This window comes from Kitasatospora sp. NPDC057500 (assembly GCF_042802195.1).
Taxonomy (GTDB): domain Bacteria; phylum Actinomycetota; class Actinomycetes; order Streptomycetales; family Streptomycetaceae; genus Kitasatospora.
The window spans coordinates 23855-35445 of record NZ_JBHVER010000068.1; the positions used below are offsets into that span (position 1 = coordinate 23855).

At 73.7% G+C, this 11591-nt stretch carries 13 protein-coding genes; 4 read left to right on the top strand and 9 right to left on the bottom strand.

Features of this window, described 5'->3' with window-relative positions; genetic code table 11:
• Positions 1-81: 81 nt before the first annotated feature.
• Positions 82-678: a hypothetical protein gene (locus ACFU74_RS16965; protein WP_380757241.1), complete on the top strand. Its 597-nt coding sequence runs from the start codon at positions 82-84 to the stop codon at positions 676-678.
• A 22-nt stretch (positions 679-700) separates the two neighbouring features.
• Here the strand turns inward: ACFU74_RS16965 and ACFU74_RS16970 are convergent, their stop codons facing one another.
• Positions 701-1633 (bottom strand): DMT family transporter, encoded by a 933-nt coding sequence (locus tag ACFU74_RS16970; RefSeq protein ID WP_380757243.1) that lies wholly within the window; start codon positions 1631-1633, stop codon positions 701-703.
• Between the two features lie 208 nt (positions 1634-1841).
• On the opposite strand from ACFU74_RS16970, the gene ACFU74_RS16975 reads away from it, so the two are divergent.
• Both ACFU74_RS16975 and ACFU74_RS16980 read left to right on the top strand, forming a co-directional pair.
• On the top strand, positions 1842-2519 hold the full coding sequence (locus tag ACFU74_RS16975) for a peptidylprolyl isomerase (RefSeq protein ID WP_380757245.1): 678 nt from the start codon (positions 1842-1844) through the stop codon (positions 2517-2519).
• A gap of 144 nt (positions 2520-2663) precedes the next feature.
• Positions 2664-2996 (top strand): MazG-like family protein, encoded by a 333-nt coding sequence (locus ACFU74_RS16980; protein ID WP_380757247.1) that lies wholly within the window; start codon positions 2664-2666, stop codon positions 2994-2996.
• A gap of 44 nt (positions 2997-3040) precedes the next feature.
• Here the strand turns inward: ACFU74_RS16980 and ACFU74_RS16985 are convergent, their stop codons facing one another.
• The 8 genes from ACFU74_RS16985 to ACFU74_RS17020 all read right to left on the bottom strand — a co-directional run bounded on the left by ACFU74_RS16985 (position 3041) and on the right by ACFU74_RS17020 (position 10885).
• Positions 3041-4324: a geranylgeranyl reductase family protein gene (locus ACFU74_RS16985; RefSeq protein WP_380757263.1), complete on the bottom strand. Its 1284-nt coding sequence runs from the start codon at positions 4322-4324 to the stop codon at positions 3041-3043.
• Between the two features lie 182 nt (positions 4325-4506).
• A complete protein-coding gene (locus tag ACFU74_RS16990) occupies positions 4507-5199 on the bottom strand; it encodes a demethylmenaquinone methyltransferase (protein WP_380757249.1) in 693 nt (230 codons plus the stop codon).
• 174 nt (positions 5200-5373) lie between these two features.
• A complete protein-coding gene (locus ACFU74_RS16995) occupies positions 5374-5961 on the bottom strand; it encodes a hypothetical protein (RefSeq protein ID WP_380757251.1) in 588 nt (195 codons plus the stop codon).
• Between the two features lie 301 nt (positions 5962-6262).
• Positions 6263-6901, bottom strand: coding sequence for a hypothetical protein (locus tag ACFU74_RS17000; RefSeq protein ID WP_380757253.1), 639 nt, complete (start codon positions 6899-6901; stop codon positions 6263-6265).
• Between the two features lie 14 nt (positions 6902-6915).
• Positions 6916-8139: a cyclic dehypoxanthinyl futalosine synthase gene (gene mqnC, locus ACFU74_RS17005; protein ID WP_380757254.1), complete on the bottom strand. Its 1224-nt coding sequence runs from the start codon at positions 8137-8139 to the stop codon at positions 6916-6918.
• Between the two features lie 121 nt (positions 8140-8260).
• Positions 8261-8581, bottom strand: coding sequence for a hypothetical protein (locus ACFU74_RS17010; protein WP_380757256.1), 321 nt, complete (start codon positions 8579-8581; stop codon positions 8261-8263).
• Positions 8578-9879 carry a serine/threonine-protein kinase gene (locus ACFU74_RS17015; RefSeq protein ID WP_380757258.1) on the bottom strand — a complete coding sequence of 434 codons (1302 nt, stop codon included), beginning with the start codon at positions 9877-9879 and terminating at the stop codon, positions 8578-8580. The genes ACFU74_RS17010 and ACFU74_RS17015 overlap by 4 nt, the downstream gene beginning before the upstream one ends.
• 103 nt (positions 9880-9982) lie before the next feature.
• Entirely contained in the window at positions 9983-10885 is a 903-nt protein-coding gene (locus ACFU74_RS17020; protein WP_380757260.1) for a menaquinone biosynthetic enzyme MqnA/MqnD family protein, read from the bottom strand.
• 366 nt (positions 10886-11251) lie between these two features.
• Here ACFU74_RS17020 and ACFU74_RS17025 point away from each other — a divergent pair, with 366 nt between their 5' ends.
• Entirely contained in the window at positions 11252-11455 is a 204-nt protein-coding gene (locus ACFU74_RS17025; protein ID WP_380286949.1) for a cold-shock protein, read from the top strand.
• Positions 11456-11591: the final 136 nt, after the last annotated feature.

The window sequence follows — 11591 nt, forward strand, 5'->3', positions numbered from 1 at the left end:
TGATGGCGGCCCCTGCCCGAGGGCCACTCTTGATCCCGTCGGAACCGGCCGCCGTGGCCGGCCGGAGGGGAGTCCGTCACCATGTCCACCACCACCGGCGGGACCGCCGCCTTCGCCGCTTCCGCAGGAGCCGGTTCCGCGGTACCGCGCAAGCGCGCCGTCCGGCCGGCCGGCACCCCGCGCTGGGCCGAGCTGGCCGCCCGCGCCACCGTCTGGACCACCGTGCCCTCCGGGCTCTGGCGGCTCGCCCTCGGCCTCGGCGTCCCGGTCGGCTTCAGCGGGGAGATGGCCGCGGTGTTCGAGGGCAACACCCCGGGCTGGGGCACCGCGCACCTCGTCGCGCTGAGCGGGCTGGCCGAGTTGCTGGCCTTCCTCACCCTGGGGCTGGTCCGCCCCTGGGGCGAGGTGGTTCCCCGCTGGCTCCCGTTCATCGGCGGCCGGGCCGTCCGGCCGCTCGCCGCGATCGTCCCCGCCGCACTCGGATCTGCCGTCCTGATCCTGCTCGCCACGACTTCCCTGCTCGGCGGCTGGGCCCACGAGTTGAGCAGTCCGGACGCTCCGCAGGGCCTGGCCGGAGTGATCATGACCCTCTGCTACCTGCCGATGGTCGCCTGGGGCCCGCTGGTCGCCGCGGTCACCGTCGCCTACGCCCGCCGCACCCTGGGGCGTCGCCGATGAGCACCTCCGCCCCGTCCGGCCGTCACGCCGGGACCGACGCCCGCTCCACCGGTTGCGCCTCCTCCCGGCGGGGCACCGCGGCGGTCCGCCGGCCCCACTCGGTGCCGACCAGGACGAGGGCGCCGCCCAGCAGGGCGAGCGGCCCGAGGTGGTTGCCGGCCAGGGTGATGCCGAACACCGCCGCCCAGAGCGGTTCGGTGCCCAGCAGCAGGCTGACCCGGGAGGGCGAGGTGGTGCGGACGGCCCACATCTGCACGAAGAACGCGAACAGCGTGCAGAGCAGCGCCAGGTGCAGCAGCCAGCCCCACTGGGCCGGCCCGTAGGCGGCAGCGACCGACCAGGGCAGCGGACCGGCGAACGGGGCGACGGCGGCGAACACCAGCGTCGCGGTCGCGAGCTGGACCCAGGTGACGGCCAGGGTGTCGCTCTCCCGGATCGCCCGGGTCCGGGCGGTGGCCAGCACGTTGACCGTCCGCACCACGGCGGCGCCGAGCACCAGCAGGTCGCCCGAGGCCGGGGCGCGCAGCCCGCCGTCCCCGGTGAGCAGCGCGATGCCCACCACCGCCAGGGCGGCCGCCGCGAGGAAGGAACGCGGCAGCGGCATCCGGGCCAGCGCGCTCTCCGCGAGAGGAGTGAACACGATCGTGAGGCTGATGATCAGACCGGCGTTGGTCGCCGAGGTGTGCACCGCACCGAACGTCTCCAGGAGGAAGATCGCCCCGAGCACCAGTCCCAGTCCGGCTCCGGCCAGCCACTCGGCGCGCCGCAACCGCCGCAGCGGACTCCAGGCGGCCAGTCCCAGGACGGGCAGCACCAGGCCGAACCGCAGCACCAGCATCGCCACCACCGTCCCCGGTTCGGCCACCCGCTGCACCGCCAGGAAGCTCGACCCCCACACCACCGCCACCAGCAGCACCGGAAGGTCACGCAACAGGGTGGAGGACGGAGCGCGCACGGCGGAGCCTCTCGGAGCGAGCGGGGAGCGGCACACGAGAGTCACGCACGTCGTCGGACGGATCCCGGAGCAGAGCGGGACCCGCCATCTTCGCGCACCGCCCCGCCACGGATCAACGGTTCTCCGCCCCCTATCGGATCTCCACCCCGCCGTGGATGATGTCGCCATGCCAAGCCAGCCATCCCCCACCCATCGGAAGGCCAGTCAAGTGACGCGCAAGCACTGGGCGTTGATCGCCGCTGCCACCGTCCTGCCGCTCGTCGCGAGCACCGGCACCGCCGTCGCGGACACCCCGTCGACCGGTTCCGGCACCGGCTCCGCCGGGGTCACCTGCACCTACACCCCGGCCGTCCCCGCCGACAACTTCAAGGGCATCCCGGTCTTCAACGCCCGAAAGGCGGCCAAACCGTACAAGGCGACCCTGAAGACCTCCCAGGGCGCGATCACCTTCCAGGCGCTCACCGACAAGGCCCCCTGCACCACCTTCTCGTTCCGGTTCCTCGCCGAGCGCGACTACTACGACCGCAGTCACTGCCACCGGCTCACCACCCAGCGGCTCTTCGTGCTGCAGTGCGGTGACCCGACCGGGACCGGCAGCGGCGGCCCGGGCTACTCCTTCCCGGACGAGAACCTGGAGGGCGCCACCTACCCGGCCGGCACCGTCGCGATGGCCAACGCGGGACCCAACACCAACGGCAGCCAGTTCTTCTTCGTCTGGAAGGACACCAAGCTGTCCCCCGCCTACACCCCGTTCGGCCGGGTCACCGAGGGCCTGGACGTGCTGCAGAAGATCGCCGCCGGTGGCGAGGACGACCAGAACAGCCCCGGCGACGGCTTCCCGACCCTGCCGGTGAACATCCGCAATGTGAAGATCTCCGCCCGCTGACCACCCGCCGGCCACCCGGCTGAGCCGTCCGTCGGACTCCCGTACGGTGGAGCGGGCCCACTTGCCGGCCCATTTACCGGCCCACCCACGGGCCCACCCACGGGCCCGCCCGAGGGCCACCGACACCGTACGGGAGCGGACCGCATGGACAGCAGGATCTGGGAAAGCGTCGACCACCTGGTCGCCTGGCTCGACGAGGAGACCCCGCTCCCCCCGCAGGAGGAGCGGCTCGCCCGCATCCTCAAGCTCACCGAGGAGGTCGGCGAGGTCAGCGCCGCGGTGATCGGTGCCACCGGCCAGAACCCGCGCAAGGGCGTCACCCACAGCTGGGAGGACGTCCAGCACGAGCTGTGCGACGTGGTCTTCTCCGCCCTGGTCGCCCTGCGCACGCTCACCCCGGACGCGGCCCGGGTCTTCGCCGACCGCCTCGCCTACGTCGAGCAGCGCTCCGCCGCCGGCCGCACCCAGGGCGGCTGACGGCGGAACCACCCGGTCAGGCGTCGGGCGTCAGGCGTCGGGCATCAGGCGTTCGGCGCGGCCTTGGCCAGGCCGTTGATGATGCGGTCCATGGCGTCACCGCCCTGCGGGTCGGTGAGGTTGGCGAGGAGCTTGAGGACGAACCGCATCAGCATCGGGTGGGTCAGCCCGCGCTGGGTGGCGAGCTGCATGACCTTCGGGTTGCCGATGAGCTTCACGAAGGCCCGGCCGAGCGTGTAGTAGCCGCCGTAGACGTCCTTGAGGATGCGCGGGTAGGCCTGGAGCGCGCGCTCCCGGCCGCCGTCGGTGACCCGGGCGAGGGCCTGGACGATCACCCCGGCGGCGATCTGACCGGATTCCATCGCGTAGGCGATGCCCTCGCCGTTGAACGGGTTGACCATGCCGCCCGCGTCGCCGACCAGCAGCAGGCCCCGGGTGTAGTGCGGCTGCCGGTTGAAGGCCATCGGCAGGGCCGCCCCGCGGATCGGGTCGGTCATGTTCTCCGGCGTGTAGCCCCACTCCTCCGGCATGCTCGCGCACCAGGCCTTGAGCACCTCGCGCCAGTCCAGCTCGCCGAAGGCCGGCGAGGAGTTGAGGATGCCGAGACCGACGTTGGAGGTGCCGTCGCCCATGCCGAAGACCCAGCCGTAGCCGGGCAGCAGCTTGCGCTCCCCGCCGCGGGTGTCCCACAGCTCCAGCCAGGACTCCAGGTAGTCGTCGTCGTGGCGCGGGGAGGTGAAGTAGGTGCGGTAGGCGACGCCCATCGGGCGGTCCTCCCGGCGGTGCAGGCCCATGGCGAGCGAGAGCCGGGTGGAGTTGCCGTCGGCGGCCACCACCAGCGGGGCCCGGAAGGTCACCGGCCGCTTCTCCTCCCCGAGCCTGGCGGTCACCCCGACGATCCGGCCGGTCCGCTCGTCCAGCACCGGGCCGCTGACGTTGCAGCGCTCGTAGAGCCGGGCCCCGGCCTTCTCCGCCTGACGGGCGAGCAGCTCGTCGAAGTCGGCGCGCTTGCGGACCAGGCCGTAGTCCGGGAAGGACGAGAGCTCGGGCCAGTCCAGCTCCAGCCGGACCCCGCCGCCGATGATCCGCAGGCCCTTGTTGTGCAGCCAGCCGTTCTCGGTGGACACGTCGATGCCCATGTCCACCAGCTGCTTGGTGGCCCGCGGGGTGAGGCCGTCGCCGCAGACCTTCTCCCGGGGGAAGCTGGTCTTCTCCAGCAGCAGCACGTCCAGGCCCGCCTGCGCGAGGTGGTAGGCGGTGGTGGACCCGGCCGGGCCCGCGCCGACCACGATGACGTCCGCGGTGCTCTCCACAACGCCTGCGCTCAGGTCAACGGCGGTCTCGGACACGGTGGGCACACTCCTGCTGGGGGTCGGCCGGCCGGCGGGGGCCGGCCCGGCTGGGCTTGGACGAGTCTATGAGCTGCGGACGCCGCCGCGGCCGGTCCGGCGGGCCTGCCGCCACGGCCGGTCGCGGCAGGCCGGCCACCGCGGCCGGCCACAGCTGCCGGTCAGACCTTGTGGGCGCGGTGCAGCGCGACGATCCCGCCGGTCAGGTTGCGCCAGGCCACCTTGGACCAGCCGGCCTCCTGGAGCTTGGCGGCCAGCGCCGGCTGGTCGGGCCACTCGCGGATCGATTCGGCGAGGTAGACGTACGCGTCCGGGTTGCTGCTGACCGCGGTGGCGACCGGCGGAAGCGCGCGCATCAGGTACTCGGTGTAGACCGTCCGGAACGGCGTCCAGGTCGGCGTGGAGAACTCGCAGATGACCAGCTTGCCGCCGGGCTTGGTGACCCGCCGCATCTCGCTCAGCGCCGCCCCGGTGTCATGGACGTTGCGCAGCGCGAAGGAGATCGTCACCGAGTCGAAGGTGTCGTCGGCGAACGGCAGCCTGGTGGCGTCCCCGGCGGTCAGCGCCAGCTCCGGGTGGCGGCGCTTGCCCTCGGCGAGCATCCCGACCGAGAAGTCGCACGGGACGACCTTCGCCCCGGCCTCCGCGAAGGGCAGCGAGGAGGTGCCGGTGCCGGCCCCGAGGTCGAGCACGACGTCCCCCGGTCCGGCGGCCACCGCCTCGGCCACCGCCCGGCGCCAGGCGCGGGCCTGGCCGAGCGAGAGAACGTCATTGGTGCGGTCGTACTTGGCCGCGACGTCGTCGAACATGGCGGCGACTTCGTGCGGCTGCTTGTCCAGGGAGGCTCGGGTCACGCCCCCCATTGTTCACCCTGGCCCCGACGATCCGGGCAAGGGGGCGTCTTCCGGGCGCTCCCGACGAGCGGACCCGGGTGTTGAGCCGGGGATCGAACCGGGGGTCCACCCGGGCGCGGCCCCGGCGGACGGACCGGTGCGGCCCCGGTGGACGGACCCGCCGCGCACCTCGGCTCAGTGCAGGCCGCGCCGCCCGCCCGCGCGGCGCCGGCGGCGCGAGCGCTTGCCCTGCGTTATCGCCGGCATCCCGTCGGCCAGCGCCTCGGTCGCCAGGGCGACGGTGGTGGCGAGGCGGTTCTGCCCGCTCCGGACGGCCACCGCCCGCCGGTGCCGCCGGATCCGCAGCAGGCAGACGGCGAACATCACCACCGCCACCGGCACGCTGAACCGGGCCAGTCCGACGCCGACCGGCTGCGGGTAGGTGTCACCGCAGATCCGCACGACCTTGGGCTCGTCGGCGGCGTGCTCCAGGCAGACGGTCTCCCCGACCGCGGTGCCCTCCGCCAGCGGCAGCGCGGTGGCGGTGTGGTGCTGGCCGGCCGCCTGGTAGCTGACGGTGCTGTAGGAGCCGCCGCCGCTCGGCAGCTGGGTCACCACGCCTTGGACCCGCACCGGGTGGGCCCCGATCCGGTCGGCCTGCTCGGCCTGACGCCACCCCAGCAGGCACATCCCGACGGCCAGCACGGCGCTGAGCACGGCGGTGAGGTACCAGCCACGGCCCAACCGCGGGGAGCGCTGCGGGGGGACGGTCGCGGATCGCATGGTTCCTGTCCTGGCTTGCGTTCGGGGCCTGGGACGGGGCCCCGCCGCCCGCGGGCACGGGCGAGGTGTGGTGAGGGTACGGACTGAGCTGAGCGGGATGCTATCCGCTGGCGGGCCCTCAGGTCACGGCGAAGGGACAATCAGGCCACGGGGACGAAGCAGCAGTTCAGTGGCACACGAAGCAAGTCCCGGGTGTCGCAAGGGAGTACGAGGGAACGCGACTGGACCGTACGACTACCGACGAGTAGCGTACGACCGGGAGCGCAGCCGGGAACGCGCACGCGCTCGGGACCGGGCGCGCTCAGCGCCGCCGGAACACCAGTCGGCCGGCCAGCACGGTGGCCCGGCAGCCCCCTGCGGCACCCGGACCGTCCGGACCGTCCGCCGCGGACGCGAACACCGCGAAGTCGGCCCGGCCCCCGGCGGCCACCCGCCCGTGCACCGCCTCGGCGAGCGGCAGCACGGCCAGCGGGTCCAGCGGCCCGGCCCCTGCGTCCGTCCCGGCCCCCGGCGGCACGACCAGGCCGGACCGGGCCACCGCCGTCCGCACTGAGGCGCGCTCGAACGGCCCGGCCACCGCCGTCACACCGGAGCCCAGCATCCGCTGCAGCCCGCGCCGGGCACTCGCCCCGCAGCGCGTCTCGTCCCGCTCCCCCGCCAGCCCGTCCGGTACCGGCTCGTCCCCGACCCCTTCGCGCGGGTCCGGGTGGTACGCCCGCTCCAGCAGCCAGTGCCCGTACGGGTTGCGCAGCCCCGGCGTGAGCAGCGCGTCGCCCCAGTCCCTGACCCGGGCCGCCGGGTGCGCCGCCGCCAAGTCGGCGTACGGCCCGACCGCCTCGACCAGCTCGTCACGCACCAGCACCGCCCCGTCGGCGTGGGACGGGGCGGTGGGATCGGCCGGGTCGGGCAGCACGAGGGCGGCCCGGTGCAGGGTCAGCACGGCGGGACGGCTCCTCAGCCGTTGTCGAGGATCTTCAGCTCGGGGTGCGCGGTGCCGCCCTCGATCGCGGTGGAGGCGATGTGCGAGGCGACCCGCGGGTCGACCGGGTCGTTGGCCGGGTCGTCCAGCACCCGCAGGTGCTCGTACGTGGTCGAGCGCTGCGCGGGGACGCGGTCGGCGGCCCGGATCAGGTGGATCAGCTCGGTGAGGTTGGAGCGGTGCTTGGCGCCGGCCGCCGAGACCACGTTCTCCTCCAGCATGACCGAGCCGAGGTCGTCCGCGCCGTAGTGCAGCGACAGCTGGCCTGCCTCCTTGCCGGTGGTCAGCCAGGAGCCCTGGATGTGGGCGACGTTGTCGAGGAACAGGCGGGCGATGGCGATCATCCGCAGGTACTCGAAGACGGTCGCCTGGGTCGACCCCTTCAGGTGGTTGTTCTGCGGCTGGTAGGTGTACGGGATGAAGGCGCGGAAGCCGCCGGTGCGGTCCTGCACGTCGCGGATCATCCGCAGGTGCTCGATCCGCTCGGCGTTGGTCTCGCCGGTGCCCATCAGCATGGTGGAGGTGGACTCCACGCCCAGGCCGTGGGCGGCCTCCATGATCTCCAGCCAGCGCTCGCCGGACTCCTTGAGCGGCGCGATCGCCTTGCGCGGGCGCTCCGGCAGCAGCTCGGCGCCGGCGCCGGCGAAGGAGTCCAGGCCCGCCTTGTGGATCCGGGTGATGGCCTCCTCGATCGAGACGCCGGAGATCCGCGCCATGTGCTCGACCTCGGACGCGCCCAGCGAGTGGATCACCAGCTGCGGGAAGTCCGCCTTGATCGCCGAGAAGGCGCGCTCGTAGTACTCGACGCCGTAGTCCGGGTGGTGGCCGCCCTGGAACATGATCTGGGTGCCGCCCAGCTCGACGGTCTCGGCGCAGCGGCGCAGGATCTCGTCGAGGTCGCGGGACCAGCCCTTGTCGCTCTTCGGCGGCACGTAGAAGGCGCAGAACTTGCAGGCCGTCACGCAGACGTTGGTGTAGTTGATGTTGCGCTCGATGATGTACGTCGCGATGTGCTCGGTACCCGCGTAGCGGCGGCGGCGCACCGCGTCGGCCGCCGAGCCGAGCGCGTGCAGCGGGGCGGAGCGGTAGAGCTCCAGCGCCTCCTCCGGGCTGATCCGGCCGCCGCCGGCCGCCCGGGCGAGCACGGCCTCCAGGTCGGTGCTGGGCGCATCGAGGGTGGTCGCTGCGAGCTCGGACACCTGGCGGCCTTCTCTCTCTCGGGTACTTCGGGTACTTCGCGTGCTACGACGTGCGACAACGCCCCGCCGGGGCACCGGTCGCATCCGGATCAGCCTACGCCAGCGCTCTCCGGCCCCCGCGTCAGCCCGTCCGCCGCAGCGTCCCGGAGGGGTTGCCGGCGCTGGGGTCGGCGGAGGTGAAGCGGATCGTGCCGTCCTCCTGCAGCGCGAGCGTCTCGGCGTACGAGCCGCCGGTGCACGCCCCGGGCAGCGAGGAGCGGACCAGCCGGGAGGCGAGGACCAGTTTCCGCGGCTCGGCCGTGGTGAGCGTCCAGGCGCCCTCGCAGGTGATCGAGAGCAGTCCGGTCAGCTCGTTGCGGCTGGTCACGGCGTCCTGCCCGACCGCCGCACGGCCGATGACCAGCGTGGTGCTGCCGGAGGGCACACCCTTCTGCGTCGTCATCTCCCCGCGCCAGGTACCGAGGAACGGCTCCGGCACGGCGTTCGGCCCGGTCGCCGTGCCCGAGGGCGCCGCAGTCCCCGAGGGCGAGGCCGTACCCGAAGGCGAGGCCGTCCCCGAAGGCGCGGCCGTCGGCGTCGGGGACTGCGGCAACGGCAGCGCCTGCGTGGGGTTCCCGGTCGTCGCGACGGTGGGCCCCGGCTCGCCCGGCCCCCACACCCGGTACGCCCCGTACCCGCCGCCCGCGAGCGCCAGCAGCACCGCGCCGGCCGCCAACCAGGCCGCGCCCCGCCGTCGGGGGGCGCCCCCGTCCGTCGGCGCGCCCCCGCCCGGCGCCCGGGTCGGCGTCCGCTCCCCCTGCGCCGGCCCCGCCCCGAAGGAGGGCGCGGCGGCCCCGGCCCCCGCCTCCAGGTCCAGCAACTGCACCGCGCTGCGCCCGACGGCACCGGCGGCAGCCACCCGCCGCCGTCCCGCCCCAGCCGCCCGACGGCCGCGTCGTCCGGGTCCAGCCACTCCCCCAGCCGCCGCGGCGTCGGCCGGGCCGCCGGGTCCTTGGCCAGGCAGCCGAGCACGATCGAGCGCAGCGGCCCGTCCAGCCCGGCCAGGTCCGGCTCCTCGTGCACCACCCGGTACAGCAGGACGGCCGCGCTCACCCCCTCCCCGAACGGGTGCACCCCGGTGGCCGCGTAGGCGAGCACCGCGCCGAGCGAGAAGACGTCGCCGGGCGGCCCGACCGGCCGCCCGTTCGCCTGTTCGGGCGACATGAAGCCGGGCGACCCCACCACGAATCCGGACCGGGTGAGCCCGGTGGCCGCGTCGAGGGCCCGGGCGATGCCGAAGTCGATCAGCCGCGGGCCGTCCAGGGTGAGCAGCACATTGGACGGTTTGACGTCCCGGTGCACCAGCCCGAGTCCGTGCACGTGTTCCAGCGCCTGCGCCAGGCCCGCCCCGAGGGTGCGCACGGCGGACTCGGGCAGCGGCCCGTACTGCCGGACGGCGCCGCCCAGCGCGGGGCCGGCGATGTAGCCGGTGGCCACCCAGGGGTGCGCGCCCTCGGTGTCGGCGTCCAGCACGGGCGCCGTCCAGGCGCCACCGACCCGGCGGGCGGCCTCGACCTCCTGCCGGAACCGGGCGCGGAACTCGGCGTCCTCGGCGAGTTCGCCGCGCACCACCTTGACCGCCACCGTGCGGCCGCCCGCCGTCCGGCCCAGGTAGACCCGGCCCATGCCGCCCGCGCCGAGCCGCCGCAGCAGCCGGTACCCGCCCACCGCGTCCGGGTCGTCCGATTCCAGTGGTTGCATCCCGCGCACGCTCCCGTCGCCCGCCCGCCCCGCCGCCGGGGCCGTCTCGCGTGCAGACGCTATCGGGCGGCGGGGGCGCCACGGGGGCGCTACGCGGGCGCGCTCAGGCCACCGGCTGCGGCACCGGCTCCAGCAGCCGGACGGCCACGTCGGGGGCGAAGCCGCTGTCGTGCGCGACCCGCCGGGCGAACTCGGCGAGCCCGGCCAACTGCCGCTCGCCGAGCGAGAAGTCCAGCGCCTCGCTGAAGTACCGCTCCAGCACCCCGGCGTCGAAGGCCTCCCAGCGGGCCGCCTGCTCGGCCACCTCGCGGGACTCGACCAGCGAGAGGTCCCGGGACTCCAGGAAGGCCCGGTGGACGGCCGCGGTCAGCCCGGGGCGCCGCTCGACGAAGTCGCGGCGGGCGGCCCAGACGGCGAAGACGAACGGCAGCCCGGTCCACTCCTTCCACATCTCGCCCAGGTCGTGCACGGCCAGGCCCTGCTCGGCGGCCTGTCCCAGGTAGGCGCGCAGCGCCGGGTCGCCGATCAGCACGGCCGCGTCGGCCTCGGCGAGCATCGCGTCCAGGTCGGGCGGGCAGCTGAAGTACTCCGGCTGCACCCCTTCGCGCTCCTCCAGCAGCAGCCGGGCGAGCCGGACGGAGGTGCGGCTGGTGGAGCCGAGCGCGACCCGCCGGCCGTCCAGTTCGGCCAGCGGCAGCTTGCTGACGATCACGCAGGACATCACCGGGCCGTCGCTGCCCACCGCGATGTCCGGGAGCACCAGCAGTTCGTCCGCGTGCCGCAGGTACTCCACGCAGGTGATCGGGCCGATGTCCAGGGAGCCGTCGACCAGCTGGTCGCTCAGCTTCTCCGGGGTGTCCTTGGTGAGGTCCAGATCGAGCAGGTTGCCGGTCCTGGCCAGCCCCCAGTAGAGGGGTACGCAGTTGAGGAACTGAATGTGCCCGACCCGGGGCCGGACCGGGGTGTTCTCCTGGGGCTCCCGCGTTTCCGCTTCCGGTACTGCCACTGCGCCGCTCCCTTGCTGTTCGTGCGCCTCCCCGCAGGGTATGCCCGTCGTCCCGGGAGCCCCGCACCGCCCTTCCGGGACGCACCGCAGCACACCGCACCGAGCGTCACAACGGCCTTACGACACGCACTGTCCAGCCCGCAAGTCACCCCTGGTCGTCACAGCAGCCGCATGCTAGCGTTGCCCTCAGTTGCAGTTTGATTCCCCTTGCAGTACTTGAAGCCTGCGGAGCATGTAACCGCAGGCTTTTCGTAGTTTTTCAGCAATATCGAAAAACTCCGGACCCGTCCGGAGGCAGGGCGATCAGCGCAGCGGACCGGGTGCCACACGGTGTGGCCCCGACACGTCCCTCGCAAGGAGAACGGCATGGCTCAGGGAACCGTCAAGTGGTTCAACGCTGAGAAGGGCTTCGGCTTCATCGCCCAGGATGGCGGCGGCCCCGACGTCTTCGTCCACTACTCCGCCATCAACGCGAGCGGTTTCCGCTCGCTGGAGGAGAACCAGGCGGTCAGCTTCGACGTCACCCAGGGCCCGAAGGGCCCGCAGGCGGAGAACGTCACCGTTATCTGACCATCCTCAATGATGATCTGATCGCTCGGGACCCGTCGGGTCCGCAGGCGGCCGCCGGCCGTCACCGTGAGCACAAGAGCAGCAGTACCCAAGGGGGCCCGCCGTTCGGCGGGCCCCCTGCCTTGTCCCCCGGTGT